The organism is Peptoniphilus indolicus ATCC 29427 (assembly GCF_000227315.1).
Classification (GTDB): Bacteria; Bacillota; Clostridia; order Tissierellales; family Peptoniphilaceae; genus Peptoniphilus; species Peptoniphilus indolicus.
Window position 1 is genome coordinate 131,520 of record NZ_JH165064.1, and the last position, 25,021, is coordinate 156,540.

A 25,021-nucleotide genomic window follows, 5' to 3' on the forward strand; every position below is an offset into this window, starting at 1 on the left:
ACTAAAAGATATAACTAAATCACGAATAAGAAGACTCATATGTCAAATAGTCTTTGATTTAAAAAGAGAATTTATTTTAGAGTCAATTAATCACCCTTATGTAAGAGTTTTAGGTATAAATAATAATGGAACAGACTTACTTAACAAACTAAAAGAAGAAGAAATAAATTACATTACAAAATTTTCAGATAAAAATATTTTTTCAAGCCATATAAAGAAAATTATTAAAAAAGAAATTTTAGTATCAAATACTTATAATATGTTACAAAACCAACCCCTTAAATCAAGACTACAAAAACAATCCATATATACAACCTTAAATAAAAGAAGGATAGATGCATATTAATTTATCCTTCTTTTTAAACATATTATTTTTTTATAATCTCAATTTTATAACCATCAGGGTCCTTCACAAAGAAATAATTAGCTGAGTTGTCTGAAAGACCTTTTAAATCAGTTACATCATATCCTTCTCTTTTTAAACGTTCATGAAATTGAATAAAATCTTCACATTCTAAAGCTATATGACCATATCCATCACCTAAATAATAATCTCCATGATCATAGTTATATGTCAGTTCAAGTTCTTGTTCATCTCCTGGCAAACTTAAATACACAAGTGTAAATTTAGCTTCAGGAAAGTCTTTAACCCTACTTACTTTATATCCTAGTGCTGATTTATAAAATTCCAATGACTTATCTAAATCTTTTACTCTAATCATTGTATGCAAAGTTTTCATAATTCCACTCCTCGCTATACCCCTCTCATTTCAGAGTCCCATATGTACTTATGAATTTGTAATTGAAGTCTTGCATTTATTCTGTAGTTTTTCATATACTCAACCAACTTATCTATATCAGTTCCATAAACTGGAGATAAAAATATTTGTGCATCCGTTGGATACAATTTCATAACTTCTACAATAAAATTCATATCAAATTCATCAGCCACAACAAACTTTACTACATCATTTCCTCTTAGTAATTTTAGATTTTCATATAAATTAAAATCTTCCATTTTAGATGTAGGCGTTTTTATATCTAATATTATATTCACATTATTCAGCAAATATTTTGAAACGTCTTTACTCCCATTTGTCTCTATGTCAATTTCATATCCAAGCTTTAAAAGGCCACTTATAAGTTCTTCTAAATCTTGTGCCAAAGGTTCCCCACCAGTTATTGTAACACTCTTTATTTTATATGACTCAACTTCATCAATAATTTCATTAACAGTCATAAAATTATAAACTCTTTTAAAAGCATACTCTGTATCACAATAAGAACACCTTAAATTACAATAATTAAGCCTAATAAATACACTTAATTTACCACTATTAGGCCCTTCTCCATCTATGCTATAAAAAAATTTCATTTACATCATACTTCATAGATTGCAACATTTCCTTCACTTTCTTGAACCTCTACCATATAACATTTTTCCCCGATTTCATCGGCAATCCACTTAGCTATATTTTCTGCTGTAGGATTGTACGGAATCACATCATTTAAATAAGTGTGGTCCAATCTTTTATGAATTTTATTCTTTATATGTGTAAAATCATACACCATTCCATTTTCATCTAAATTTTTCGATTTACAATATATATTTACAATCCAATTATGTCCATGTAAATTTTGACACTTACTTTCATAATTTAAGCTCAATTTATGAGCAGCACTTATTTCCAAAGTCTTCTTTATTTTAAACATAACTTTTACCTCAAAATTTATAAATAATTGATTTAATAATACCCATACTATTTCAAATTCCATAATTAAAAAACCTCTGCAAATAATTCACAGAGGTTATAATACTGGTGCGCCTTAGAGGATTCGAACCCCTGACCTTCTGGTCCGTAGCTAAGGCCTGCTTCTCTGTATTTAAACCTTTTTAGCGGTTTTTGTAATCTACAATTGTGATACACCAAAAATTTTTCTGGCACTTTTCAGTATTTCAAATTAAATTATTTTTATTATTAGAAAATTATACAATACTTTTTATCATATATATACATTTTTCTTTTCTTATTTACAACAAAAAAAGAGTGGAATTAAACCACTCTCTTTAGTATTAATTATTCTCAAAAATCTTCTAAATGTTCTCCCTTATCCTTAGAATCTTCTAAATATTGAATAGTATTTATTGTAGGTAAATTTAATGGAGCTATATTTGCTACAGCAGTATATGTTGAAACTATACTTCTAATATAAGGAAATAATATGGCTAGTGCATTTGGTAGAAATTTTTCAAAATCTACATTGCTATCTTTTGTAGTAAATAATCCTTCTATTATAACTTTTATCTCAAATGGAAAATTTTGTTTTTCTGCATTTTCAAAAACTTTAACTCCATATTGAACTAACATTTGGTCATCCGAGATTTGATATCCATGACCTAAATCAAATTTAATATTTATAGCATCTTCAGGATAAAATTCTTTGTTTAATTTGTATGAAACCTCTAAAACTCTATAATCTTCAAAATTAATAATTCCGTCTATATTTTTTTTCTCCATTTAAGCTACCATCCATAATTGTTCACTATTTGTATAAAAGTTATTCTTTAATTCTAAATCTTCTTTACCTTTATAAGTATTGTTTAAAGAATTAATTTCATAATCTTTTAAATTATTATAATTTATTTCATTATATTTAAGTTCTTTGTCTATGGGGTAGTTACCTACCAATTCAAAACGAGAACGAAAATCATCATTGTAAGTTAAACTATTCTCACCTAGAAAATCATCAATTTTTTTAGATAATTCCTTCCTTTTGGTCTCGTCTTTATAAATATTTCTGAAAAACTCTTCTGCTTCTTTTAAAATAGCAAGAGATTCATTTTTATTCATTTAACCCACCTTCTTTTCTACTTTTAAAATTGCTCTATCATCAATCACATTATATATAGCTTTTGGTTCTGGTGATAGATGAGGACAACTTATATCTCTAAATTTGTAAAGCTTTGTATTTACTCTATTATAAATCCCATATCCTTTTATTACATGATATGCAGATAACCTTTCTGGATATTCATTTAAAAGAAAATTTATCTTAATCCCTAAAGGTGCTTTTCTTATGGCTGGATTGGACAAATAAACTTGTTCAAAAATTTTTTCAAAATATTTTCTAATATCACTATCTGTAAAGTCTAAAAGATAATCTAAATTCACACTAAGCTCACATATAGAATAAATATCGTTTCCACATTTTCTTTCTTTATCTTTTTTCCAATACTTAGCATTTGATAAATTATCCCAAAGGTAAATGCCATCTCCTAGCCAATATTTATCACCCTTTGACTTCATTAAGTTATAAGATTTTTCAGCTATTACTTTAGATATAATTCTATCTAAATTGCAATGATATAAATTTAATTTAGAGTTACACATATTTCCAACCATTTTCTATAATTTTATGCCTATTCATTATATCAAATACGTTTAAAAAATACTGTGGATAAGATAAAATACTTATCAACAACTTTTGTTTTGTCAAGTACTATTTTTTATTTTTATACCCATTTCTAATATTTTTTCTGCAATAAAAAAGAGAGTAGAAACTTTTAAATCTCTACTCTCTGAAAACTATACTATTCACTTTTACTCACAACATTGATAATAGGCTGTGCTTCAACTTCTTTTTTCCACTTGTTTAACTCTAATACACAAGCTTCAATCATGGCATCAAGTTCATCATCTTTTATTTTAATACCTTTGTCTTTTAAATATTGAATAACATATTCTTTCTTTAAATCCCCTTGGCCACGTTTATTATAAATTTGTTCGGCAGCATTGACTGCAATCTTAACAACCTCTAATGCGTTATTGATTTTTTCTTTACCATACTTCTGTTTCAAAAGCGGAATTATGATTTTTACAATCAAAATGCTCAAACAACTTAAAATAACATAAAAAATATTTGTTATCGTCAAAACGTCTTTCATTTTACACTCTCCTAATAAAATACACCTCATATAATCAAATATAAGGCTTTTAAAAATTTAATTAATATATTTCCTTGTCTTAAATCTAAAAATTAAAATATAAGGCTAATATTGCTTATTAACCCCATTCTCCATAATTTGTGTTGTCAGTATTGTTATTTCTGACAATTTTTCTTCATTTTAAGTTTTTCACTTTTATTCTTGCTAGTTGCCATAATTCAACTGTAGAGAATGAAAACCAAGCTGTAATTAACGTACTTGGTTCTCCTCCTGTATTATTAAATAGATAAATTATAGCCACTACAAAAATAACATTAAGCATAATTATAGTTGAAACCCAAAACTTACTGTAATTTGACTTTCTTTTCTTTCGTCTGTGTCTTACATAATGATTTGAACTTTGTTTTCTCTCCATTCTACTTTTGCCCCCATACTTTCAAAAGATTGTCTAACGGCCTTTTCTTTTCCATTTACAACCATATAAGTTGTACCATCTATAATGTAACCTTTTTTAATCACATTACCGTTTAAAACTATAGGTATGTTCTCAATTGGTTTATCATTTATAAGATCAACATACGCACCAGATACAAAAGCCTTTCCACCTTTATATTCAATTTCAAACCAACTATCAGCTTTACCTATTATATTTATTTTTTGAGCTTTCTTAAGTTGTCCTAATTTATCTGAATTGACTGTATTAGAAGAACGAACATTTAATATTGCAGCTCTAACAACACCTGTAGCATTAAATGTAGTAACTTCTGGTCTTGCATTATTTTTCGTCTCAAGTGCAACAACTCTATATGCACGTTGCCATCTTATTCTACTTAATGGATACGTTGAAATTCCAGCATAGATAGCTTCAAAAACTTTATTGTTGCCTAAATAAATTCCAACATGGCCAAAGTATTTACCGTTCTTATCATTTCTATACCATACAAGATCCCCACGTTCTAACTCTGACATATCAATTCTTCTAAATCTGCTATCTCCCTCTACACCCATTCTATGTGTAGTAACAGAAACACCTGGACGTGTATTCCATCCAAGTGTATTAAGCGGTTTTTGTATTAATGATGAACAATCGGAGAATCCTTTTTGAAGTCTTTTAGGTTGAGAATATCTATCGCCATCATATTTAAGCGCTTCTTTTATAAAGATTTCTGCTTTTTTCCTGTCTAACATTTTTACCTCCTATTTAAATATCCCGTGTTGAACTGCATAAAAAAAGAAGCCTACAAAGCTTCCTACTGCTAGTCCCATTCCCCAACGTAAAGTTGTTATAAGACTATCCATTTTATCTATTAAATTTTCTATCTTAATGTCAGTTCTACTGTTGTGTTGCTCTATTACATCAATCCTTTTTGAGTGGTCGTTTATTCTTATTTCATTCCTATTAACTCTTTCTAACAGATGCTGTCTATATATTTCACATTGTTTTTCATCCATAATTCACCCCGTTTTTAAGCACTAAAAAAGACAACCCCTAAGGATTGCCTATTCTCTAAAATAATTCACTATGTGAACCGGTTCTATTTAAAATTAATATTAAACTATCTTCTACCTTTTCATAAATCAACAACCAATCAGGTCCGATATGGCACTCTCTGCACCCTGTATAATTGCCTATCAATTTATGGTCTTTATATTTTCCATCTAAAACTATATCATTTGCCAAACATTCCACAACAAAATATAGTTTTTCTATATCTAGCCCAGACTTTTTTATCTTTTTTAAATCTTTTTTAAAGCTAGACCTAATTTGAATCTTTCTTTTCATAAACTATCCACAAAATTTTTAAAATCATCCATATTGTCAAACTCTGCAACTATAGGATTTGTTTCTTTTATCTCAAAAGGAATTTTTCTATCATTAACAACAGCCTTAGCAAATACATTAAATGCAGTTGACATACTCATCCCCATAGAATCACAAACCCTTGAAAATTCATTTTTTAAATTTTCTTCCAGTCTAATATTTAAATTTACATTTGCCATATAATCATCCCCTTAAGATAATTATATCATTTTACACGCATTTGTAAATAAATAATAGCTTAATTATAGGCTCCTTAAATATATTTTTCATTTAGCTAATTCCTTAGTTGAAGTAATTTAAATCTTAATTAGCGAATTACATAAGTAGCTACAGCCTGAACGAGTCTATACGCATCTGGTGGGCCAAAAACAACTACCTCTCCAGAGGTTCTTACCGCAATGTCACTTCCAGAGCATTGAACAGTAACTAGATCCATAGGCTTATAATTATCTCCTAGATAACAAAGTCTTGCACCACCCTGCTCGAATCTTACCTCTTTATTAATATATAAAGAAATAACCTTGCCATATTTATAAATTGTAACTCCACTTGTTATATTTTCTTGCTCTACTTCATCACTATTTCCACCAATAACCTTCCAACTAGACCATGTACTATTATATTTTTTCCTTAAAAATATTTTAGATTCATTTGTATCTTCTGATATAGCGATTTGTTGTGCATAACTTCCACTAAAACTTGTAGTATTAGTTACTATTAAAGCTATATAACTATTACTTGTAGGAGGCTTATTTGCTGTTGGATTTGAAATATAATAACAACCTGGTTTAGTTATGTTATTTAAATCTTTATCCCCCTCTGACAGATCAAAAAAATTACTTGGAAGTTCATTTATTTTCTTTTTGTCAGTTGAACTCATCAGTCCACTTTTACTCATTGTAGCTTCTGAATAAGTTGTATCTTGATTCGGTTTAGTATCTATAAGTCTCTTCAGTTCCTTACCTTGTTCCGCACTAAGAGCCTTATCAGTTCCGCCAGTAGTTAAATTATCGACAATACTTGCCTTATTATTTTTTAACTCTCTTGTACGTTTATCAAAATCTCCAATCCAATCCTCTAAATCACGAGTTTTATCCACAGATTCCCATGGTGTTGCAGAATTATACCCATCTGTTTTGCAACGCTCTACACTTAGTCCCTTTAAATTATTGATTTCAACTTTATTGTCCGTACCGATTATTATCGTGTCACTTGCTAATAGCTTATCTTGCTTGTTATTCCAATTAAATTTTTCAGTATTTGTAACAAGTTTGTGTGTGTCATCATCTGCTAATTCTGATAATTTAGTTTTTATATCAGTTTTATCAGCTTTATTAGCTAGCTGTTTAGTAATATCATCAAAAATTTGATTTAAAAAATTTAAATCAGTTTTTTTGATAGTTACAATAGTACCATCATTAAACTCAATCTTAGTATCACCATTATCATCAACATTTGTTCTAACTATTTTTGAAGCTTCACCGGTTTTGCCTGTCTCTCCTCTATCGCCCTTAAAGCCTTGCGGGCCAATAGGACCTCTCTCCCCAGTCTGCCCTTTTTCTCCACGTGGTCCTGCTTTGCCTTGCTCTCCCTTATCTCCTTTAGGTCCTTGAATTCTACCTACATTAGTAAATTTACCTTTGTACGCAACGTGTAAATTCCCCCCTATCATATAAGCATCCCCATCTTCGGGATTAGATGGCAATCCACTTTCATTCTCCAAAGTGCCTTTTATAGTAAGAGAGTTTCCTACATCTCCTTTATCTCCCTTTAAACCTTTGTCTCCCTTAGGACCTTGATTTAAATATGGTAAGTCGGAGTATGGTGTTTCTCCATCTCCGACTTTCATAAGTTGCGTATCTTGTTCAAAAGCTATTTCACCCTTTAAAAGCACCAGCCCAGAACTATCAAGCTCTGCTTTACTTCCGTTATTAAAAATAAATCTTCCCTCTTGAATGATTTTCATTTACGCTTGCAACTCCTTTAATACTTCTTCTACAGCAGCCTTAATGTCAAAAACTGTAGGCACTTGTTCAACTCTGTAAACACCAGCCATAATCATAGTGACCCAAGCCTTTACTATCATACTATCTCTATTAAACTTAAGCATCTATTTCCCCTCCTTCCTCTTTTAAACTGTTTAAAACATCTTGTACACATTCTTTAAGATTCCAAAGTTTTGGAACATCATCTAATGTCTTTTCATTAGCTACTATTAAATTAACCCAAGCCTTTACTACCATACTTTCATTAGTAAACTTAAACATTTGTCATACCTCCCGCCATCATAGATGTTAACTCGGCAATAGCTTGAGCACTTGCAAGTTGCATTTCTTGCACCATCATAGTCATCTCAACACCAACCTTATTTAAATCATGTGTCTTGCTCTCTACAACACTGCCCAAATAAGAAACCTGTTCTTTTAAATCCCCTTTTTCCTCAAGCTTTCTTTGTGCTTGAATTTCACTTACAGCCTTGTGATTAAACTCTATCATTCAACACTACCTCCTATCGTTGTAATATAACTTCGCTGAACTGCTTTACCTTTTTCAATAGTAAGCCTTATATTCACACCAAATTTACTTGACGAGGCTCTTTTATTTACAAAATTAAAAGCTCTCCCCTCATTAGTTACAACAGTCGCGTCTTCCCAAGTAGGAGAATAATCAAAAGCATTGTTACAAACTTCAACTTTTGAAATTGCTCCCGGCGCGACAAACCAACCCGGAATAACCAAAACTTTCTTTGCAAGTACATCAGTAATACGAGGCTCTTTTAATTGCATTACAAGTTTTTTAGCAGTTCTTGTAAAAGAAACAATCCTTTGAGAAGATAAACCATTACTATCAGTAGCAACGATTTTTATAGTCCTTTTCCCATAAGGTATTTTTAAAAACTCAAAACCTTTTACCTCATATGTGTATTGCTTTTTATTTGTAGCCTTAAATTCTTTTACAACTAATTTATTATCAAGATAAACTTTTACATTCACTTCATCATTTTCTTGGTCTGTGATTGAATACTTGTAAGATATCTCTGTATCTCTATTTCCCAAATCTAAATCACTTCCAGAAATCACGGGAGCAAAATTACTTCTCCTAAAAATGAAACGTCTATAACTTACTGCATTGTTAGAATCTTTAGCTTCAATCTCAATAGTATTTGTTTGATTAATTTCAAGTCCTTGTAACTGTTCAGTACTAATTGTTATAAATTGCTTATCCTTCCCTATGTTGCTTACATTTCTAAGTACTTTCCCATTTAACCTTTCAATTACATCAACCTTATCTCCGTTTTCATCAACAACGGTATAATTTACAGTAAAAGCTGAATTCTTATTCCCCAAATTTTTATCAATCCCCGAAATCACGGGAGCTGTATTTGTTTTTGTGAATGTGAAAGTTCTAGTAGTTGTAAGCCCTTCTTTATCTTTTGCAGTTACTTTTATATCATGTCTGCCAAGCTCATATTCATTAATTTTTATTCTTATCTCTTTAGAAATCCCAAGAGTTGTGGGAACATCTTTTTGTAAAACTTTATCATCCACTTGAATAGTAACAGTTACTGAGTCTGCATCATCCACATCAGTAATCATATAATTTACAGTAAAATCAGATTGCTTACTTCCTAAATCTAAATCACTTCCAGAAATCACGGGAGCTGTATTATTTACAACACTTAACATCTCGCCATAAATAGAAGAAGATTGTGCCCCATAAATATCTACTGCCTTTACCCTATATCTAACAGATACAGTTCCTTTTGGTACAGTGTCTGATGTTCGAGTGTTTTTTGCCCTAGATTCTATCGTTGTATAAATGCCATTGTTTAAAGACCTCTCAACTACATAATGACTTAAATTACTTTCAGAATCGCTACCATTATTCCAGCTAATTTGTATAATTTCTCCGCCTCTTATTGGTATAGGAGAAACTCTAATCCCCCCACTTAGTCTAGGAGGTGTATTTTTTTGATAATCAGATTGGCACCCTTTTTCACAAGTGGTCTGACAACTATTTTCACAAGTAGATTCACAAGACTCACATCTTTCACAATATCCACACCCGCTACTTTCATAGCAGTTTTGACCGCTCATACATACGCAATCATCACCTATACCAGTTTCAGCAGCACTACCGCAATTTCTTCCACCACAACCCATTATTTTACCTCCTCTATTCTTAAAAATCCTTTAAGGCATTGCTCTTTATAAAAACAATATGCCCTATCAGCAACATTCAAATTTTTATACTTAAAATAGTTGTTAATAGCACAACCCCCATCACACACTTGATTTAACATACACTTTTCACATCTTCCGTCTTCACTTGACTTAACTTTGTGATGATGAAATTTAGAAGCTATCTCAAGCCTTTTTTTGTCATCAACTCCAGTGTAGATATTTCCAATAATAAAATCTTTACATTCTTTGTTTTCTGTCATCTCTTGACAACTATACAAATCTCCCGTGGCTCCAACAGAGCCATACCCAGTGCAGCCAATCCCACAATTCCCGCAACCTACTATGTCAGCTTTCTTACTTCTATAATAATTCGGATCTTTAATAAGATTCGCTTGTTCTTTCATATTGTCCATTTCAGAATATTTGACATAAAATTCATTATTTTTCTTTTTTTCAACAATATAATCAACAATTTTATTTAGTTCATTTTCCAAAACCTTAAGCTCATCATCTGTCCAATCTTCAAACACATTGACAATCCCCGTCATTTGCCTATAACCCATTTGTTCGGCCCATAAATAATTTTCAAATAAATACGCAACACTTCGTGGGTCAATTGTTGGTCTAAAAGCTCCGTTTGGAAAATATTTCAAAAATAATTTATGGTCTATATCATCATAACTTCCTTTTCCTGAATGATAAGGTCGCATTAAGTTGTGACTTTCTCTATTACCATCACAAGACATAAGCACACCAACATTATTGTCTTTAAAAAACTTCAAATTTTCTTCAGTTAATAGAGTTCCATTAGTTGTAATTCCAATATCATAATCTCCATAGGTTTTTCTGATATATTCTGTTATAGGCTTTATAATTTCTTTATACTTTAACATCGGTTCTCCACCGAAAAAATTTATACTTGGCACTTTCAAAGCTTCTAAAGCATTTTTGGCATAAAAATCTACCGCATCTTTTGCAGTCTTATAATCCATTTCAAGTGGTCTTTGTACCACAAAACAATATTTACATTTCAAATTGCATTTTTGAGTTAGATTTAAAAACCCTCCAATGATTTTGGGAAACATCAAATAACACCCCTACCATTAACTTCATCATACCAACCCTCAAGAATTATAATATCGGTATTTATGTTTGCGGCACTTGCGACAAACCCGTTATAACTCATATTATTTGAAGATTGTCCTAGGAGAGTTGCAACCTGTATATCTAATCTATTTACTATCTCTGCTAAATGTTTTACATTAACAAAATTGATAATATCGTTCCATTCCATTCTCCCAAGATTTTCAGCATTGACAAAAGTACCCTGTTGAAAAACATTGCCATCAAATCTTTCATGTCTTACAAGTTGTGTGCCATCTTTATTGTTTGCAACAATTGTTTCTTTCTTCACATCTCCAAATTCAGCTATGTTGTCGTACCAAAAAACAAGTTTTAATTCTTCACCTAAAAACTGTTGCCTGTTCTTGTCAAGAAATTTATTGTTTTCCTCATCTTTTTTAAGTGCATAATACGACCTCAAGTTAAAATTATTCATTTACATTCTCCTTTACTAAATCAAAAATATTTATAGGGTCGTCAACTTCTACCTCTTGTAATCGAATATAAAAAGCAACAACCAACCCGTATCCAGTTGTCTTTAAAATACTGTCAGGCTTAGAAATTAAAATTTGCTTTTTTTCATCTAAAATATTAATGTCTGAAACATGACCTTTACCAGAACTTGCATTTAAAAAAACTTTAAGCATATTTCCCTTAACTTCCGTCTTTAAAATCTCCATCGATTCTTTCTTTTGGTCTATTATCATTTCAGCACTATCAATTCTGGACTCAATATATTTAGTTATGTCTTCAATAAATTTTTCACTTAACATCTTTACCTCCCTCAAAGCTAAACACTCTATCATCATCTAAATTACTTTGATAGATTATTCCGGTTATCTCTCCTTCGACATCTCCGCTTTTTATCTTGTTAACTGTAGGATAATAGTTTTTAGAAATATTAACTCCTACTTGAACTTTCAAATCAGAAGATACTCTTTGTGCTTCTGCATAAGTATAAGGAATATCTCCACAAGGATGTTCTCCACATAAAAAAGACACATAATTATATGTGCCATACTGAGATACAATTTGAACTTCTGCAGAAAAAGCATAACTAATTTTAATCCATAAATTAGCTGGGACAATCATTCTTAAATTTCTAAGTATACTTGCTTCATCAACTATTCCACTTTTAACAAACAATTGAAAATTAATTCCATATTCATTATATGCAAGTTCAAGAGTATAATTTTTCTTCCCGAACCATTCATTTAGCCAAGATACTAATGTCCTGTGTGTCCATTTTATTTTCCTGTTCCATAACAAATAAACCCTCTTTCTTCGCTCATTTAAACCTTCTTCCCTCTCCGGTTCAATTCTAAGCATTTTTTCATATCTTGATATCCCATACTCACTAGCCTGTAAAATAAACCTATCAGCATAAGTTTTAAGTACTCTTCTAGCTAAAAAATCAAACTCAAGGTCTTCGCTGTCTGTCCAATCCACCCAATCAGGAGATTTCGCAATAGTTTCATAATCATTATAATAAGCTAAATCAACTTTTCTTTTTAACTCAAGTGCCCTGCCTGAAAAATCCTCCTCAGTATCAAAATACCAAAGTTTTTCAATCTTTCTTTTATCATTCATTAACTACCACCGCACTTAAAAAAGCAATTTCATTTTCCTCTAAAACTCCATTTCGTTCAAACCCTTCAAGCTTTGTATTAAAAATATCAACAACCCCTTCAATATCAAGGATTAAAGACTCTAATTTAGAAATTCTGATAACTGTGGACTTTTCTTTTTCCCATTCCTTTCTCATCTGTAAAAAATAAGGTTCTAATAAATTTTTAATCTTTTCATCTAGCCCATCTTTTGAACCTCCACTTTGTAAAGTCACATTCAAAGAAATTTTAATTTCTCTCTTTTTAACCCCTTCGACAGTAACCAGATGTCCAATTGGAGCAAGCCCATATCCCTTTTGTTGATTAGCAACAGGATCTAAAACCTCTTGTACCTTACCAATCAATTCTTTAGAAGGAACATTAAACTTAGAATCACTAAAAACTATTTTTACAGTTCCGCCTCCGTTCCAAACAGGATACACCTTAACTCCACCTACACCCTCAATAGCATGGCACCAATCAAGATACTGATCAATATTCCCACCATACGCATTAGTATGGATATGCCTAAAATATCTTTCTCTAAAATCTTCAGTGTCTTCCTCCTCTTCCCCTGGTCTAATTACTCCTACTATAAAAGCATGCTTTAAATTTCTTATGCTGTCTATAGGAATCAATTTCCCATGAGGCACATTCCCTACCTCTCCATACTCTTCACATATAAGCTCATAATAATAGTAGTCCTTTTTATACTCTAAAAATTTAGTAACCATAAAATTAAGATTATCAAAATTAAACCTGGCATTAATAGGAATCTCTATATTAAACTCCCCCTTAACTATTGCCTGATTTGCCGGAAAAGGAGTTAACGCTCTATCCTTAGCTATCGCAATAAGACCTGTTCTATCTGCAGTATCTCCAAAAGTATTTTTTAATATCCAATCTAAAGTCATATAAACCAAAGAAAGCTCAACAGAAGCCGGAGCCATAGCATCATAGATAATAGAACCTTCCCTCTTATCCCTAAACTCATCAATTCTTGATAACATTCTCTCCAATAAAAAATCAGCTGAGAATTCATCAAACTGTGGTTTATATTCTCTTTGAGCCATAACACACCCCCTCACTTAAATATTGTCATAATCAAACTTCCACGTATTTTCAATTTCAATTTCTCCATAGACAGAATTAACAGTAAAAGAAATACTTAATTCATCTCTTAAAGATTTATCTTTTAAATACTTAAAATTAATAACAGAATTTACCCTGTCATCTTTTATTAAGCACTCCTCAATCCTTCTTATAAGCTCTACATAGACAAAGTTTTTCGGCTTTCCAAATAAATCTTGTAAAGGCATCCCAAAAGTAGGATAAATTAAGTGCACCCCATACTCAGTATTTAAATTTTTATAAATCATCTGTTTTAGAGCCTCTTTACCATCTATGTTGCCATATATTCTTTCTGAATTAATATGCATTCTATAAGTCTTAGCAGGAGAAACTTTTTCTTCCAAACCCAATTGCATAGCTAAATTAATATCATTTTGTTCAGGTATCATTTTTTAATCCCCTTATCATGCTTAATTTCAATAATCTCTCCCTCAAAAAGTTCAATTGTTCCCTCAGTAACTAAAGTAGTAGAACCATCAGAACAATTGCCCTTTAAATTACACTTAACCCTACCTTTTAACTTATGTGTCCCATCAAAATAATAATCCACTCCATTTGAGCCTTGAGGGCTTGAAGCCTCATAAAGATAGTACCAAACTTGCCCCTCCTGATTAGACTGAAACACAAAAGAATGGCCAATCTCTTCCTCAGTAAACTTCCTATACTTTGGAACAACCAACCACTCTTCCTTCAATTCAACATCATCATCCCTTTTAAAAGTCAGAGGAACTAATTTTTCAAGCTTAGCATGAACTATACTTGAAAATGTAAGAGATGATACATAATCGGCAGCTATATTAGAAATAACGTCCTTTAATTTATTCGCATCAAATTCGCTCATATTATCCTCCAACATACCTAAAAGCACGAGTAAAGTTTTTATTTCTATTCCAAGCTGTTTGAATTACAGTCTTACCCTTAGTTTGTGAAGCTTCAATTACATTCTTACCATCATACATAATAGCAACATGTCCCTTGTTCCACATCACATCCCCAGGGCTTGCCTGTTTTAAAGGTATTTCAACAAATCCATATCTCTTAGGATTACAACTCAAACTACGTGAAGTCATTCTATCAGGAAACTTAACTCCATTAGCCTTATAAGCTTGCATTACAAGACCACTACAATCAACAGCACTAGAACTTGCTGCACCCCAAACATAAGGCTTACCCAAATAAGAATTTGCAGCTTTAACTACTCCATTAGAGCCATCATAATTCCCGAGTACTTTTGTACTTCCATCAAATGAACTTTTTTGTTTTTGTTCAAGCTTTTGAGGTGCAATCTCCGGACTAATATCCTTATTAAACACTTCAATATCCATAAAATGATGTTCCTCAGAAAACTTGTGAGTAACATAATCAACCATCATCAAAGAATTAATATCAATATCTCCAATCCCCAACATTTGAACAGGCACTAAAGAGCCTCCCCTTACATCAGGCCTACCAACTATATTTTTAAGCCTTAATCTTCTATGTTTTCTATTGAAAATTTTCAATAATTCTTTTGCTTTAGCCTCAATATCAACTTCCTCATTATTAGTCATATCAGAATAAGAAAGTAAACCCCACTTAGCTATAGATTCTTTATCCTCAGCAGTTGCAGACTTTATTTCCTTTTTATTGTCATCTAAAAGCTTTAAGTGGACTCTATTGTAACTGTTAGAATTAATAGAAGTATCATAAATAAAATCCTCAGTACAATCATAATCAATGACATCTTTAATCTTCATGTTTTCAATGTTTTTAAGATAAATCTTTCCACCCTTATCAAACAAAACATAGATTTTACCGGTACTTGCAGTAGTCATATCACTTGCAAACTTTAAAATCTCCCAAAACTCTTTATCCACTTCAATTCTTCCTGGAATCTTAAATTTTGTGTCATCAATTTCCCCCACTTGAAGATTTCTATCAGCACAAATATTTTTAAGTAACTCCCCATAAGTCCAATCCTTATACTGATAAGTTGATTTATTCTTTAAATACCTAAGTTGATCATAACAAGTAGTACTTATTACCTGCTCACCTGCTCTCGACTTAGAAAAAACATAACCATAAAAGAAAACCTCTCCATCCACATAAAAAGCTATAGGATTACCCTCTTGATAATCCAAATTTTCATCCTTAACAATATTACAAGTCATCTTACCGGGAGCACCATTTCTTGACCAAGTAACTTGGATTATGCCCTCTATTAATACCTCTTGAACCTTTCCTTGATTGTCAACAATCACTTTAAATCTATCTTTTTTCATTTCTTTACGCCCATAACAGTATCTAAAAATTTAGACACATTCTCTTTAATCCCATGAATAACATTAGATGCCAAACTATTATCAAGCCTTCTGGCTTTCATCGGAACATTTCCTTCTCCCGCTTCCAACTTTGAATTATTATCAGCATTTACATTTATTATCTTTGTTTTTAATGGAATATACTGCTTTAAAAAAATAGAAATAATTAAATCCATGCCATTTTCAGCATCTTCTAAAATTTCATAATCTTCCAACGTTACAGATTTATTAATAGAATCATTGAGATTATTTTGATACTTACTCCTCAAAATCTTAAATTGAAAAGTTTTTTATTAACCTTTAAATCCTGTAGTTTATTAAGTACACTTTGAGGACTTACAAAAGCTTTAACACTCGGAAACTCATCAGAAGGAACTCTAAATTCAAAATTAAACTCTGTTAATCCCGGCTTTTTTAAAAGATTTAATTCTTCGCCGTTTAACAGAGTTACAACTTTATTTTTATTCTTTATCTTCGTATTAATCTTTGCAGGTGTTATAGGAAGTAGTAAGTCATCAATATAAAAATCATATCCTTTATTCATAAGCCGCAATACCTCCCATAGTTGTAGAAACTGCTTCTCCTAATTTATCAGTTAAATCAGAAACCCAACCATCTAAATCCACAGTCTCGTGAACATCACCAAAAGTATTGTTCGCAATAACTTCAATCTTATCAAAAGAAAAGTTTTGTATGGTCCTTCTCTCTGCTAAATCTCTTAAATATTTTATATCCTCATTCTTAACTTCAATACCATCTTTTAGAGCCTTAGTGTTTTTCTCAGTACCCTTAGCTGCATTTTTAATTTCTAAAAGCTCAGAAGCACTTGGTATATTAGAAAGAAAATCAGGCTTAGAACTGGCCATATTTGAACCATCAGAAGCTTTTTCCCTTTCATTTGATTTTTTCTCCTTTAAATCCAAAATATCTTTATTTCTCTGAGCTTGATTAGCTTTGTTCTTAGCTTCCAAAGCTTGAATTTCAGCTTGATTTTTAATCTTTATATTTTCGTACTGTTTATTTAACTCTTCTAACTTACTATCTCTTTCAGCTTTTTTTGCTGCCTCTTGAGTAGCCGCATCGGCTTGAAAACTTACATGCTCAACAGTTTCAATAGCTATCCCCGGAATATTATTGGCAAAATTTATTAAACGGTTCACTCCGTCTATAGCTCCATTTAAAAATGAATCTATAATTCCTAAACCTTGAACCTTTAAATATCCCAAGCCATTTAAAATACTATTAACAAGTCGAGTTGTTGTTACAGAAATATATATTCTAGACTCTTCAAAGTGATTTTGAACCATCAACAAACCTATTTGAATAGCCTCATAAGTAGAAAGTAACTTATCCTTTAATATCAAGTGTGCAACTTGAACACCGCCAACAGACCTAACCCAACGAGCTAAAAACATAATAATAATTCCAATCCCGGCAGCAAACCAAAAAATTGGATTAGCTAAAATTGCCATATTTAATCCATTTTGAGCAACAGTTTGAATCGTTGTAGCGACAGTCCAAGCACCATAAGCGACCGCAATCCCATATAAAATAGATTCAATAAAACCCCAATTGTCAGATATAGTATTAGCAAGTAGAATAGATTTCTCTATAATCCATCCCAATCCATTTAAAACAATCCCTAAATTTTCCATTGCATTTTGTCTAAATATCATAAAATCTTCACTATTGGCAAACTCATTTAAACGAACAAGCACCGGCTCAAGCTTTGATACAGCCTCGTTTTTCATCTCGGTAAAAATTCTTCCCCAGGTCTTTGGAGTATTTTCAAAAGCTGAGTTGATTTCATCATAATTTGCAAAAATTGCATTCTTAACAACATCTGCAGAGAGTTTACCCTCACTTGCAAGCTCTCTAATCTTCCCGATAGGAACTCCTAAATACTCAGCAATGTATCTTATCAATTGAGGAGATTGTTCAAAAATGGAGTTGAGTTCATCACCACGAAGAACCCCTGAAGAGAGAGCTTGAGTCAATTGTATAGAAGCATTTTTAGCCTCGTTCACACCGGTTCCGGCAGTTGCAAAAATCATATTAATAGACTCTTGAAATTTAATTACTTCCTCTAAACTACCAAAAGCCTCCTTAGCTTGCCCACCTAGCTTAGCCACTGTATTTAGTTGGTCAATATATATAGACCCCGTCTTTTGAGCCGACTCATAAATCAATTTTTGAGCTTTTATAAATTCTTCTTCAGACTCAACCAAAGCACTAAGCCTTCCCTTAGCAGAAACTAACTCATCAGACAATCCACCTAATAACTTCATTCCTGCCATAGATACATAAGTCGCAACAACTGTCTTAATAGCCCCCGATAATTTATTAGCTCCCTTTACACCGACATTAATTGATTTATTATACTCATCCTGTGCATTCTTTGCTCTATTAGTATTATTTTCAATATCTCTTAATTGAAATTCTGCATCATCAAGAGCTTTTTTTGCAGATCTTAAATCCTCAACATTGAACATATTGTCCGTTGCATTTTCAATTTTATTTGCACTTGCAATAACAATATTCATTGAATTAATAACATTGTTTAAAACAGGAGTCATTCTGTTTTGTAAAGCAATTGTAGACTCAATTAAACCCATTAACTCTCACCTCTTTTCGTATCTTCAGCATACTTCTCAAGCATAGCAACATACATGGCCTGCTCCGCCTTACTCATTTTTATAAATTCAGTTGGTCTTATTTTATATTCTGTAGCCACAAAAACATAATAAGAAAGGGAGGTTTCCAAATCCTCCCTAATTAGTTTTTTACCTCATCCTTTAAATCTTCAAAAGTTTTATCTAAGCCATTTATCTTGTTACATTCAGTTTGAAGTCTTTGAAACTCCTCAGCATTTAACATAGCATTTAAAAGAGAGTACGAATCCATTACTCCATAAGAATCTTGTAACTCAGCATTATTTAAATCAGGATAAACAACACTGTTTATAACTATCCCTAAAAAATATTGAGAAGATTTAAACTCTGCAGTTCTTCCCCTAGTTACAACAGCATTATCAGAAGCCTCTAAAATCTGACTTGCTTTCATTGGTTTAATAGTCCACTTTAGAACCTCTCCATTTTCATCTTTAAACCTATCACTGACAACAATTTGTTTTTCATTAAATGCAGAAACAACATTTTCTTTAAAAAAACCGGTTAAACTCATCTTATATCATCCCTTCTAAAACATTAAACTCTTCAGGCATATCACAATCTTCAAACGTTCCTGAAATCTTTTCCTCTAAAGTATCAGCAGTTATATCAAGTTTGGCCATAACTGCTCCGTCAATATTACAATCCCTAAAAATAGCAGTATGTCTGCCCGCGTTAGAATTAGGGTCGTCATTCGTGATTTGAATATCAAAATAAATATCCCTTCCGGTTTTAGCATACACCATTATAAGTTTTCTAAAAACATCAGTATTGTAATATAAATCAGCAGACCATTTACCCGATAAAGTATTTGACCTGTTACCCTTCTTTCTGGTACCAAGCCTTGGTATTTCACTCTTGCCTTTTTCCCAATTGCCCTCAAAATTCTTAAGCTGGAAAAGTAAATATCTGCTACCTTCTATAGTTGCATAAGCAGCACCTTCAGCCCCGTGAAGCGGCTCTCTTGCGTGCATAATTGGTTGATTAATATTTGACATCTATATCTCCTTTCTATCTCACGTGAATTGTTTGATAAAGTTTTTGCATAGCCATTACAGGAAGTAAATAATCATGTACAACAACAGCATCCTTTTCATGACCTTTCTCAACAGTTGTATCAGAAGACTCATAATTTTCGATAGCACCTAATTCAGTTAAAGTCTCTGCGTGCTTAACAAGTTCATTCCAATAACCAATTCTGCCGTCTTCATTGTTCTGAACCTTACCCAAGAATTGCTTGTTAAAAATCTTAGCACCATCTATAGCCCTTTGATCTAACACCCTAATAACTTGATTCTTAGAAAAATCAACATTTTGTGCCAAAGTAAACTCAGTAAACGAATTGACATCCTCAAGAACTCTAACTTCTTTATTTCTTTCATAAAATACAAAATAGCCGTCCTTTACAGCCTGTTCAAGTTCGCGCTTTTTAAGCTTAGTATCAATTTTATATTCTCCTGAATATAATTTATTAGTAATTGAAGCATTCACATTACATCCCGATTCATTGCCGACAACCCAATAAACTGCTGCAGCCTCATTATCCTCATCTAAAACCCTATTAAACACATTTATAAGCCCTTTATAATTAGATTTAGTTTTATTGTTTTTATAAACAACACACTGGAATTTTATCCCTTCATCCTCTCTCATTCTTCTTGTAAATTCTTTATATAGAAGCTTTACATCATCATCAGTCCCGGCATAACCAATTACATTAAAATCATACTTTTCTATCTCTTCTAAATACCTGGAATGAGACTTGCCAACAACCTTGCCATTTTCACCGCCGGTCAATTTAGTCCCTGAAGTAATTTCCAAAGATTCTCCATCAAAACTAAAATCAACTACAGAATTTCCTTCTATATTTTTTAAGTCCTTAACAAGTTGTTCAGCAACAGTTGCATCGCCCATCTTAGTAGTAATTACAAAAGCATTCTTTGTATCAACATCCTTTTCAATGATTATCATGATGTCATTACCTCGAATTCCATTGTGCTTAGCAGTAACCTTTAATTGTCCAATAGTTGCAGTTGCTTTTGCTCCCCCCTCATCATTTAGTCTATAAAGATATAAAGTTTTAGCCCCACTCATTAAGTCTCTTAAAGGTTTCATCTTCTCATGCACATAAGAATATCCCAAAATCTCAAGAGAATCATTTTGTAAATCTTGAGGCTCAATAGTGATAATTTCCCCGGTCTTTCCCCAATCAAGTTCCAGACCAATAGTTGCATACCCTCTGTCTGAAAAAGTGTTAGAAGCTCTTGCAACCGAAACATAATTTATATATGCTCCTGGTAATATCTTGTTTTGTACTAAAAAAGTACCTCCCCCTAATGCTCCATAAGCCATTATTCTACCTCCCTACTATTAAACTCTTTGACTAATGTTTCAACTTCATCAAGAGTATATTCTTTATCGTCATCTAAAATGACTTTTAATAAATCTTTGTTCCAATCTAACCTTTCCGCCCTTAAAATTGAATCTTTAGAATACTTGGCATCTTCCAATTCTAATTTAGGAACATTTTTAGTCCTTGACATATAAATTAATCTCCTTCTTAAACATCAAATCTTCTTCATCTAATTTGCCATTATTCCTTATATTTTTCTCCGGAATAACTCCTCTACTCTCTTTAGGTAAATCACTTTCCCACATGCCGGGGTTATCTTTTTGAGTAGCCTCTTTATATGGCTTTTCATCTGCATAATGAATAATATTTTCTATCCTCATCATATACGGGTCTTTTTCAACAAATTCCTTAGTGTTGTACCTATAATTGATTGTAAAATTCACCTCAAAATCAGTATTTTTAACAGAAGCATCAAATCCATAAACACCACCAGTTTCAAGTCTAATATTCCTCATTCCATAAATAAGCCTCTGCCCAACTTCCTCTTTGATATAAGCAGTAGCATTTTGATTTAAATAAACAATATTTATAAGACTATCCACCCTATACCTTCTTTGAAACTCCAAACTAATATCCGTATTTACAATCTGCACAAAAAAGCAAGGCTCAATCAAACCTTGCTCTGTGTCCTTAATATATATATTTGTTTCAGGAAATAGCTCATCTAGTCTATTCACAACCGCTTGTAATAACTTAATCATCCAAGCACCTTCCTTAATTCATTCTCAACAAACTTATCAATTTGCTTTTCAATCTTCTGTTCAGAAATCTTTAGCATAAAAACACCGGGAACCCAACCTACGGTTTTCCCATCTCTCTTTATCCTATGTCCATTTTCAACATACGGAGCATACTCAACATTATTAACAACCTTTATAGTGTAATAACCTCCGGAATTAGTATAGCCATCAATAAACCACCCACGTCTTAAAGTTCCGCCAAGCTTACCTGTATGAGGAGTAAAACTAACCAAAGTTTCCTTGTCCGTTCCTTTATATGCAATAAAAGATACCGGTTTATCACACTGTCCAACAGGAGTATTTAACTTAACAGTTCTTAAAAGTCTTGCAGCAATACCCTTAATAACCCTCTCAAGTATCACATCTTGATTATCCCTTATAGAAACTAACTTGTCCCTATAAGCCACTAATTCCTTAATATCAAAACTCATTCTATGCCCACCTCACAAACTCTACACAAGAATACTCATTGTGCGTAGAATAAGACTTCAATCTTGCATTCATAAGACTATAAGTATATCCGTTTTGAATAACAGTTATCTTAGAATTTATTGGAATATCTATTTCCGGAGCTATAAAAAGAGTAAAGCCGCTTTCACTCTCAGTGACAAACTCTCCTTTATTATTCTTAGCAGAAGAAAAAGACAATCTACAAGCAATATTCTCATAAACTGTCTTCTCTTTAAACTCAGTAACCTTAGTTGTAGGATTCTTAACAGATTCTCTCACAACAACACTTGCCACTCCAGTGTATAAGTTTTCTATAGCTTTTCTATACCTTTTTACCAACTTATCTTTCTGCATATTATCGCCTCTTTCTTCCATCTACCCCTTAAAAGTCCAATCCAGTACATAAGTTTTTGCTCACTCATATCATTAATATTTGTTGACCCCTTAAGCTCAACAGAAGTATCTCCAAGTTGCACCCTTCCAACTAAACTATCAATATCAAACTCATCAGGAAGTTTCCCCAAAACATACATATTTTCTAAAAAACTCCCTAAAATCATTTCATACAACAGATAATATAACCTTTCAGGCACATACTCAGTATTACAGAAATTCTTAAGTCTCATAACTTCATTAGAAGCAATAATATTTATACCAGAGTCAATACTTTCAAATCCAGTTTTCTTTAAAGTATCAAGGATTTGACTTGCATATATACTCTCAAAAAAAGGATCCATAGGTTTTAGAGTTTCAAACAACCCAATCACCTACCCTAAAAGAGCTATTAAATCAGCCTTTTTGGTAACACCACTTCTATCAATGCCCTTTTCATCAATAAGAGCCTCTAACTCAGAAACAGTTAAATTTTTCAAATTAGAATTCTCTTCTATAACAGTTCCATTAACAACCTTAGCCGCCTTTGAATCATCTTCAATAACTACAGCCCCTAAACTTTCAAGCTGTTCTATTTTCCCTACATCTGTAGTTGTATAAATTAAATTATCTAATCTAAGTTTCATCATCTTCCCCCTTATTATTCAGCGGTACAAACAAAAATTTGGTTTTCTTTATGTTTCTTAATCCATAAATCATGATACTTTCTAAAATCAATCTTCCATGCATCCGCCTTTTGGTTCACATCAGGAGTAAACACTCTTAGCTTATCAGTCTTATTTATTGCAATAGGAACATTTTGAGGAGTTATAATCCAGTTTATATCTTTAGCTTCACTATTAGGCTTTAATCCACCTGCCTCTTGTCCTCCTGTTTTACCGTCATTAACATCATATAATGTTTTTAATCTTGCCGATGGTACAACCCTTATAACATGCTCATCAATAGTCTTTACCTTAAAATTCAACCCACCTTGCTTAAAATCAGCAACATTAATAGACTTACTCACTTTAGGAGAATCCTCAATAAGAGCAAGAATTGAAGATGGCATTGTCAAAATAAGTTTACTATCAATCCCTATAACATCTTGAATTGCTCTTATATGCTCTCTAATCTTTGAAATTGCGTTATCAGCTGTTATAGTTATTTCCTCCGTTTTACTAGCTTTTTTAGCAATAGTTGCAATTTTAGAATATCTATAAGCATCAATTTCCGGAATTACATGCTCAGCTTGAAATATTTTAATTAAATTAGCACTTGTCGCAACAAATCCTGATTCATCTACATCCATAGCATCAAGTTGGAATGTTCTCCCTCTATCTTGAGTCATTTTATAAGTATCCCACTTAAGAGTTACTCCACCTTGAACAAATCCATTGTCCCTATCATAATTTCCAAGACCAACAGTAGACATATTTGGAATCTTAACTTCATCCCCACCATTATAAATAACTTGGCCCGCATTAGCTTCCATCCATCCACTTGTAAGCCCCTGTACCACTTGTTGATCTAATTGTTTCATCATCAATTTTGAATACTCAATTGTGTTAATTGCCATAATTTACTCTCCTTTTTTAATTACTAAATATACTTGCTATCGTAGATTCCATAGCACTAGCTCCGCCACCCTCAGGAGTTGGAGGCTCATGTGCATTAAATCTATTATCACTACCATTATTACTATCGTCTTTGAAAAGATAAGGCTTAGATTCTTTTAAAGCTTCAACCTGCTCCTTAAGTCCACTTATACCATCATCATTGAACTTTATATTTTCTTTGTTGATTAACTTCATCAACACATCATCATCCAAAGACCCATAAGTTCTTATAGCCTCTTTTAAAGCAGTATCATTCTTTAAATTAGTAAGTGCCTTTTCATGCTCCTTAGCAGTAGCCTTCCAAGTTTCAACAGACTTTTGTATATCCTCTATATTCATATCTTTATAAGATTTAATCTCTTTATTTGCAACACTAATCTGTTCTTGAAGAGTTTTAATCTCTTCATCCTTGGCTATAGCTTTTGCCTTTTCAGCGTTAATGTCATTACCATTTTCTGCCATAATCTTATCAATTGCATCTTTATCTAAACCTAATCCCTCTAAAAACTCTCTCTTCATTAACTTCCTCCTTACGTTTTTTTACGAGTGTTACAGTCTCACAGGTTGGCTAAGTTTTACGTCATTCCAAGACAATATAAAAGTGGTCACAAACTATTAATTTACAACCACTAAAAAAAGAGAGGTT

General features: G+C 32.0%; 40 protein-coding genes. 1 reads left to right on the plus strand and 39 read right to left on the minus strand.

Annotation, left to right across the window (positions count from 1 at the left end; genetic code table 11):
- Positions 1-346: nucleotidyltransferase family protein (locus tag HMPREF9129_RS11480; RefSeq protein ID WP_174262992.1), on the plus strand; the 346-nt coding region annotated here is incomplete at its 5' end.
- A gap of 22 nt (positions 347-368) precedes the next feature.
- Here the strand turns inward: HMPREF9129_RS11480 and gloA are convergent.
- The 39 genes from gloA to HMPREF9129_RS08395 all read right to left on the minus strand — a co-directional run bounded on the left by gloA (position 369) and on the right by HMPREF9129_RS08395 (position 24,894).
- Positions 369-740 (minus strand): lactoylglutathione lyase, encoded by a 372-nt coding sequence (gene gloA / locus HMPREF9129_RS08220; RefSeq protein WP_004822436.1) that lies wholly within the window; start codon positions 738-740, stop codon positions 369-371.
- Between the two features lie 14 nt (positions 741-754).
- Positions 755-1,375, minus strand: coding sequence for a 7-carboxy-7-deazaguanine synthase QueE (locus HMPREF9129_RS08225; protein WP_004822437.1), 621 nt, complete (start codon positions 1,373-1,375; stop codon positions 755-757).
- Between the two features lie 5 nt (positions 1,376-1,380).
- The gene (queD, locus tag HMPREF9129_RS08230) at positions 1,381-1,776 is read right to left on the minus strand and encodes a 6-carboxytetrahydropterin synthase QueD (protein ID WP_004822439.1); all 396 of its coding nucleotides are present in this window, start codon (positions 1,774-1,776) and stop codon (positions 1,381-1,383) included.
- Between the two features lie 308 nt (positions 1,777-2,084).
- Positions 2,085-2,519, minus strand: a complete 435-nt coding sequence (locus tag HMPREF9129_RS10745) for a protein-export chaperone SecB (protein ID WP_004822440.1) — start codon at positions 2,517-2,519, stop codon at positions 2,085-2,087.
- Complete coding sequence (locus HMPREF9129_RS08240; protein WP_004822442.1) at positions 2,520-2,852, minus strand: hypothetical protein; 333 nt, start codon at positions 2,850-2,852, stop codon at positions 2,520-2,522.
- Positions 2,853-3,392 (minus strand): hypothetical protein, encoded by a 540-nt coding sequence (locus tag HMPREF9129_RS08245; protein WP_147285868.1) that lies wholly within the window; start codon positions 3,390-3,392, stop codon positions 2,853-2,855.
- A 200-nt stretch (positions 3,393-3,592) separates the two neighbouring features.
- Positions 3,593-3,946 carry a phage holin, LLH family gene (locus HMPREF9129_RS08250; protein WP_245946022.1) on the minus strand — a complete coding sequence of 118 codons (354 nt, stop codon included), beginning with the start codon at positions 3,944-3,946 and terminating at the stop codon, positions 3,593-3,595.
- A gap of 175 nt (positions 3,947-4,121) precedes the next feature.
- On the minus strand, positions 4,122-4,361 hold the full coding sequence (locus HMPREF9129_RS08255; RefSeq protein WP_004822447.1) for a hypothetical protein: 240 nt from the start codon (positions 4,359-4,361) through the stop codon (positions 4,122-4,124).
- Positions 4,328-5,134, minus strand: coding sequence for an NlpC/P60 family protein (locus HMPREF9129_RS08260; RefSeq protein WP_004822449.1), 807 nt, complete (start codon positions 5,132-5,134; stop codon positions 4,328-4,330). Before HMPREF9129_RS08260 ends, HMPREF9129_RS08255 begins: the two co-directional genes overlap by 34 nt.
- A gap of 9 nt (positions 5,135-5,143) precedes the next feature.
- Positions 5,144-5,398, minus strand: coding sequence for a hemolysin XhlA family protein (locus HMPREF9129_RS08265; RefSeq protein WP_004822450.1), 255 nt, complete (start codon positions 5,396-5,398; stop codon positions 5,144-5,146).
- 55 nt (positions 5,399-5,453) lie between these two features.
- Entirely contained in the window at positions 5,454-5,729 is a 276-nt protein-coding gene (locus HMPREF9129_RS08270) for a type II toxin-antitoxin system YafQ family toxin (protein WP_004822452.1), read from the minus strand.
- Entirely contained in the window at positions 5,726-5,947 is a 222-nt protein-coding gene (locus tag HMPREF9129_RS08275; protein ID WP_004822454.1) for a type II toxin-antitoxin system RelB/DinJ family antitoxin, read from the minus strand. Before HMPREF9129_RS08275 ends, HMPREF9129_RS08270 begins: the two co-directional genes overlap by 4 nt.
- A 128-nt stretch (positions 5,948-6,075) precedes the next feature.
- Positions 6,076-7,734 carry an XkdV family phage structural protein gene (locus HMPREF9129_RS10750; protein WP_004822457.1) on the minus strand — a complete coding sequence of 553 codons (1,659 nt, stop codon included), beginning with the start codon at positions 7,732-7,734 and terminating at the stop codon, positions 6,076-6,078.
- Entirely contained in the window at positions 7,735-7,878 is a 144-nt protein-coding gene (locus tag HMPREF9129_RS11755; protein WP_169311344.1) for a hypothetical protein, read from the minus strand.
- Positions 7,871-8,035, minus strand: a complete 165-nt coding sequence (locus HMPREF9129_RS11760) for a hypothetical protein (protein ID WP_004822458.1) — start codon at positions 8,033-8,035, stop codon at positions 7,871-7,873. The genes HMPREF9129_RS11755 and HMPREF9129_RS11760 overlap by 8 nt, the downstream gene beginning before the upstream one ends.
- A complete protein-coding gene (locus HMPREF9129_RS08285; protein ID WP_040552883.1) occupies positions 8,028-8,264 on the minus strand; it encodes a hypothetical protein in 237 nt (78 codons plus the stop codon). The genes HMPREF9129_RS11760 and HMPREF9129_RS08285 overlap by 8 nt, the downstream gene beginning before the upstream one ends.
- Positions 8,261-9,931: a phage tail protein gene (locus HMPREF9129_RS08290; RefSeq protein WP_004822460.1), complete on the minus strand. Its 1,671-nt coding sequence runs from the start codon at positions 9,929-9,931 to the stop codon at positions 8,261-8,263. The genes HMPREF9129_RS08285 and HMPREF9129_RS08290 overlap by 4 nt, the downstream gene beginning before the upstream one ends.
- On the minus strand, positions 9,931-11,037 hold the full coding sequence (locus tag HMPREF9129_RS08295; RefSeq protein ID WP_004822462.1) for a radical SAM/SPASM domain-containing protein: 1,107 nt from the start codon (positions 11,035-11,037) through the stop codon (positions 9,931-9,933). Before HMPREF9129_RS08295 ends, HMPREF9129_RS08290 begins: the two co-directional genes overlap by 1 nt.
- Positions 11,037-11,510, minus strand: a complete 474-nt coding sequence (locus tag HMPREF9129_RS08300) for a hypothetical protein (protein ID WP_004822465.1) — start codon at positions 11,508-11,510, stop codon at positions 11,037-11,039. Before HMPREF9129_RS08300 ends, HMPREF9129_RS08295 begins: the two co-directional genes overlap by 1 nt.
- Complete coding sequence (locus HMPREF9129_RS08305) at positions 11,503-11,847, minus strand: hypothetical protein (RefSeq protein WP_004822466.1); 345 nt, start codon at positions 11,845-11,847, stop codon at positions 11,503-11,505. The genes HMPREF9129_RS08300 and HMPREF9129_RS08305 overlap by 8 nt, the downstream gene beginning before the upstream one ends.
- Positions 11,837-12,664: a putative phage tail protein gene (locus HMPREF9129_RS08310; RefSeq protein ID WP_004822469.1), complete on the minus strand. Its 828-nt coding sequence runs from the start codon at positions 12,662-12,664 to the stop codon at positions 11,837-11,839. Before HMPREF9129_RS08310 ends, HMPREF9129_RS08305 begins: the two co-directional genes overlap by 11 nt.
- Positions 12,657-13,754 carry a baseplate J/gp47 family protein gene (locus tag HMPREF9129_RS08315; protein WP_040552886.1) on the minus strand — a complete coding sequence of 366 codons (1,098 nt, stop codon included), beginning with the start codon at positions 13,752-13,754 and terminating at the stop codon, positions 12,657-12,659. The genes HMPREF9129_RS08310 and HMPREF9129_RS08315 overlap by 8 nt, the downstream gene beginning before the upstream one ends.
- 15 nt (positions 13,755-13,769) lie before the next feature.
- A complete protein-coding gene (locus HMPREF9129_RS08320; protein ID WP_040552887.1) occupies positions 13,770-14,201 on the minus strand; it encodes a DUF2634 domain-containing protein in 432 nt (143 codons plus the stop codon).
- A complete protein-coding gene (locus HMPREF9129_RS08325; protein WP_040552889.1) occupies positions 14,198-14,653 on the minus strand; it encodes a hypothetical protein in 456 nt (151 codons plus the stop codon). Before HMPREF9129_RS08325 ends, HMPREF9129_RS08320 begins: the two co-directional genes overlap by 4 nt.
- Before the next feature lies 1 nt (position 14,654).
- A complete protein-coding gene (locus HMPREF9129_RS08330) occupies positions 14,655-16,073 on the minus strand; it encodes a C40 family peptidase (RefSeq protein WP_004822475.1) in 1,419 nt (472 codons plus the stop codon).
- Positions 16,070-16,381 carry a hypothetical protein gene (locus tag HMPREF9129_RS12065; protein ID WP_004822477.1) on the minus strand — a complete coding sequence of 104 codons (312 nt, stop codon included), beginning with the start codon at positions 16,379-16,381 and terminating at the stop codon, positions 16,070-16,072. The genes HMPREF9129_RS08330 and HMPREF9129_RS12065 overlap by 4 nt, the downstream gene beginning before the upstream one ends.
- A complete protein-coding gene (locus tag HMPREF9129_RS12070) occupies positions 16,378-16,656 on the minus strand; it encodes a hypothetical protein (protein WP_004822478.1) in 279 nt (92 codons plus the stop codon). The genes HMPREF9129_RS12065 and HMPREF9129_RS12070 overlap by 4 nt, the downstream gene beginning before the upstream one ends.
- Positions 16,649-18,727, minus strand: a complete 2,079-nt coding sequence (locus HMPREF9129_RS08340) for a tape measure protein (RefSeq protein ID WP_040552891.1) — start codon at positions 18,725-18,727, stop codon at positions 16,649-16,651. The genes HMPREF9129_RS12070 and HMPREF9129_RS08340 overlap by 8 nt, the downstream gene beginning before the upstream one ends.
- A gap of 160 nt (positions 18,728-18,887) precedes the next feature.
- The gene (locus HMPREF9129_RS08345; protein WP_004822484.1) at positions 18,888-19,295 is read right to left on the minus strand and encodes a phage tail assembly chaperone; all 408 of its coding nucleotides are present in this window, start codon (positions 19,293-19,295) and stop codon (positions 18,888-18,890) included.
- 1 nt (position 19,296) lies between these two features.
- The gene (locus HMPREF9129_RS08350; RefSeq protein ID WP_004822486.1) at positions 19,297-19,779 is read right to left on the minus strand and encodes a phage tail tube protein; all 483 of its coding nucleotides are present in this window, start codon (positions 19,777-19,779) and stop codon (positions 19,297-19,299) included.
- Positions 19,780-19,792: 13 nt separating this feature from the next.
- The gene (locus HMPREF9129_RS08355) at positions 19,793-21,133 is read right to left on the minus strand and encodes a phage tail sheath subtilisin-like domain-containing protein (protein WP_004822488.1); all 1,341 of its coding nucleotides are present in this window, start codon (positions 21,131-21,133) and stop codon (positions 19,793-19,795) included.
- Positions 21,133-21,324, minus strand: coding sequence for a hypothetical protein (locus HMPREF9129_RS08360; RefSeq protein ID WP_004822489.1), 192 nt, complete (start codon positions 21,322-21,324; stop codon positions 21,133-21,135). The genes HMPREF9129_RS08355 and HMPREF9129_RS08360 overlap by 1 nt, the downstream gene beginning before the upstream one ends.
- Entirely contained in the window at positions 21,311-21,895 is a 585-nt protein-coding gene (locus HMPREF9129_RS08365; protein WP_004822491.1) for a phage tail terminator family protein, read from the minus strand. The genes HMPREF9129_RS08360 and HMPREF9129_RS08365 overlap by 14 nt, the downstream gene beginning before the upstream one ends.
- A complete protein-coding gene (locus tag HMPREF9129_RS10765) occupies positions 21,892-22,365 on the minus strand; it encodes an HK97 gp10 family phage protein (protein WP_004822492.1) in 474 nt (157 codons plus the stop codon). The genes HMPREF9129_RS08365 and HMPREF9129_RS10765 overlap by 4 nt, the downstream gene beginning before the upstream one ends.
- Position 22,366: 1 nt before the next feature.
- Complete coding sequence (locus HMPREF9129_RS08375; RefSeq protein ID WP_004822495.1) at positions 22,367-22,738, minus strand: hypothetical protein; 372 nt, start codon at positions 22,736-22,738, stop codon at positions 22,367-22,369.
- Positions 22,717-23,121 carry a hypothetical protein gene (locus tag HMPREF9129_RS08380; RefSeq protein ID WP_257009238.1) on the minus strand — a complete coding sequence of 135 codons (405 nt, stop codon included), beginning with the start codon at positions 23,119-23,121 and terminating at the stop codon, positions 22,717-22,719. Before HMPREF9129_RS08380 ends, HMPREF9129_RS08375 begins: the two co-directional genes overlap by 22 nt.
- A gap of 30 nt (positions 23,122-23,151) precedes the next feature.
- Complete coding sequence (locus HMPREF9129_RS08385) at positions 23,152-23,403, minus strand: hypothetical protein (protein ID WP_040552892.1); 252 nt, start codon at positions 23,401-23,403, stop codon at positions 23,152-23,154.
- A gap of 14 nt (positions 23,404-23,417) precedes the next feature.
- Positions 23,418-24,335, minus strand: coding sequence for a hypothetical protein (locus HMPREF9129_RS08390; protein ID WP_004822499.1), 918 nt, complete (start codon positions 24,333-24,335; stop codon positions 23,418-23,420).
- Between the two features lie 16 nt (positions 24,336-24,351).
- Positions 24,352-24,894, minus strand: coding sequence for a phage scaffolding protein (locus tag HMPREF9129_RS08395; protein WP_004822501.1), 543 nt, complete (start codon positions 24,892-24,894; stop codon positions 24,352-24,354).
- Positions 24,895-25,021 lie beyond the last annotated feature (127 nt).

Coding starts and splice junctions, on each gene's coding strand:
- gloA (WP_004822436.1), bottom strand. CDS start 740: ATGAAAACTTTGCATACAATGATTAGAGTAAAAGATTTAGATAAGTCA.
- HMPREF9129_RS08225 (WP_004822437.1), bottom strand. CDS start 1,375: ATGAAATTTTTTTATAGCATAGATGGAGAAGGGCCTAATAGTGGTAAA.
- queD (WP_004822439.1), bottom strand. CDS start 1,776: ATGGAATTTGAAATAGTATGGGTATTATTAAATCAATTATTTATAAAT.
- HMPREF9129_RS10745 (WP_004822440.1), bottom strand. CDS start 2,519: ATGGAGAAAAAAAATATAGACGGAATTATTAATTTTGAAGATTATAGA.
- HMPREF9129_RS08240 (WP_004822442.1), bottom strand. CDS start 2,852: ATGAATAAAAATGAATCTCTTGCTATTTTAAAAGAAGCAGAAGAGTTT.
- HMPREF9129_RS08245 (WP_147285868.1), bottom strand. CDS start 3,392: ATGTGTAACTCTAAATTAAATTTATATCATTGCAATTTAGATAGAATT.
- HMPREF9129_RS08250 (WP_245946022.1), bottom strand. CDS start 3,946: ATGAAAGACGTTTTGACGATAACAAATATTTTTTATGTTATTTTAAGT.
- HMPREF9129_RS08255 (WP_004822447.1), bottom strand. CDS start 4,361: ATGGAGAGAAAACAAAGTTCAAATCATTATGTAAGACACAGACGAAAG.
- HMPREF9129_RS08260 (WP_004822449.1), bottom strand. CDS start 5,134: ATGTTAGACAGGAAAAAAGCAGAAATCTTTATAAAAGAAGCGCTTAAA.
- HMPREF9129_RS08265 (WP_004822450.1), bottom strand. CDS start 5,398: ATGGATGAAAAACAATGTGAAATATATAGACAGCATCTGTTAGAAAGA.
- HMPREF9129_RS08270 (WP_004822452.1), bottom strand. CDS start 5,729: ATGAAAAGAAAGATTCAAATTAGGTCTAGCTTTAAAAAAGATTTAAAA.
- HMPREF9129_RS08275 (WP_004822454.1), bottom strand. CDS start 5,947: ATGGCAAATGTAAATTTAAATATTAGACTGGAAGAAAATTTAAAAAAT.
- HMPREF9129_RS10750 (WP_004822457.1), bottom strand. CDS start 7,734: ATGAAAATCATTCAAGAGGGAAGATTTATTTTTAATAACGGAAGTAAA.
- HMPREF9129_RS11755 (WP_169311344.1), bottom strand. CDS start 7,878: ATGCTTAAGTTTAATAGAGATAGTATGATAGTAAAGGCTTGGGTCACT.
- HMPREF9129_RS11760 (WP_004822458.1), bottom strand. CDS start 8,035: ATGTTTAAGTTTACTAATGAAAGTATGGTAGTAAAGGCTTGGGTTAAT.
- HMPREF9129_RS08285 (WP_040552883.1), bottom strand. CDS start 8,264: ATGATAGAGTTTAATCACAAGGCTGTAAGTGAAATTCAAGCACAAAGA.
- HMPREF9129_RS08290 (WP_004822460.1), bottom strand. CDS start 9,931: ATGGGTTGTGGTGGAAGAAATTGCGGTAGTGCTGCTGAAACTGGTATA.
- HMPREF9129_RS08295 (WP_004822462.1), bottom strand. CDS start 11,037: ATGTTTCCCAAAATCATTGGAGGGTTTTTAAATCTAACTCAAAAATGC.
- HMPREF9129_RS08300 (WP_004822465.1), bottom strand. CDS start 11,510: ATGAATAATTTTAACTTGAGGTCGTATTATGCACTTAAAAAAGATGAG.
- HMPREF9129_RS08305 (WP_004822466.1), bottom strand. CDS start 11,847: ATGTTAAGTGAAAAATTTATTGAAGACATAACTAAATATATTGAGTCC.
- HMPREF9129_RS08310 (WP_004822469.1), bottom strand. CDS start 12,664: ATGAATGATAAAAGAAAGATTGAAAAACTTTGGTATTTTGATACTGAG.
- HMPREF9129_RS08315 (WP_040552886.1), bottom strand. CDS start 13,754: ATGGCTCAAAGAGAATATAAACCACAGTTTGATGAATTCTCAGCTGAT.
- HMPREF9129_RS08320 (WP_040552887.1), bottom strand. CDS start 14,201: ATGATACCTGAACAAAATGATATTAATTTAGCTATGCAATTGGGTTTG.
- HMPREF9129_RS08325 (WP_040552889.1), bottom strand. CDS start 14,653: ATGAGCGAATTTGATGCGAATAAATTAAAGGACGTTATTTCTAATATA.
- HMPREF9129_RS08330 (WP_004822475.1), bottom strand. CDS start 16,073: ATGAAAAAAGATAGATTTAAAGTGATTGTTGACAATCAAGGAAAGGTT.
- HMPREF9129_RS12070 (WP_004822478.1), bottom strand. CDS start 16,656: ATGAATAAAGGATATGATTTTTATATTGATGACTTACTACTTCCTATA.
- HMPREF9129_RS08340 (WP_040552891.1), bottom strand. CDS start 18,727: ATGGGTTTAATTGAGTCTACAATTGCTTTACAAAACAGAATGACTCCT.
- HMPREF9129_RS08345 (WP_004822484.1), bottom strand. CDS start 19,295: ATGAGTTTAACCGGTTTTTTTAAAGAAAATGTTGTTTCTGCATTTAAT.
- HMPREF9129_RS08350 (WP_004822486.1), bottom strand. CDS start 19,779: ATGTCAAATATTAATCAACCAATTATGCACGCAAGAGAGCCGCTTCAC.
- HMPREF9129_RS08355 (WP_004822488.1), bottom strand. CDS start 21,133: ATGGCTTATGGAGCATTAGGGGGAGGTACTTTTTTAGTACAAAACAAG.
- HMPREF9129_RS08360 (WP_004822489.1), bottom strand. CDS start 21,324: ATGTCAAGGACTAAAAATGTTCCTAAATTAGAATTGGAAGATGCCAAG.
- HMPREF9129_RS08365 (WP_004822491.1), bottom strand. CDS start 21,895: ATGATTAAGTTATTACAAGCGGTTGTGAATAGACTAGATGAGCTATTT.
- HMPREF9129_RS10765 (WP_004822492.1), bottom strand. CDS start 22,365: ATGAGTTTTGATATTAAGGAATTAGTGGCTTATAGGGACAAGTTAGTT.
- HMPREF9129_RS08375 (WP_004822495.1), bottom strand. CDS start 22,738: ATGCAGAAAGATAAGTTGGTAAAAAGGTATAGAAAAGCTATAGAAAAC.
- HMPREF9129_RS08380 (WP_257009238.1), bottom strand. CDS start 23,121: ATGGATCCTTTTTTTGAGAGTATATATGCAAGTCAAATCCTTGATACT.
- HMPREF9129_RS08385 (WP_040552892.1), bottom strand. CDS start 23,403: ATGAAACTTAGATTAGATAATTTAATTTATACAACTACAGATGTAGGG.
- HMPREF9129_RS08390 (WP_004822499.1), bottom strand. CDS start 24,335: ATGGCAATTAACACAATTGAGTATTCAAAATTGATGATGAAACAATTA.
- HMPREF9129_RS08395 (WP_004822501.1), bottom strand. CDS start 24,894: ATGAAGAGAGAGTTTTTAGAGGGATTAGGTTTAGATAAAGATGCAATT.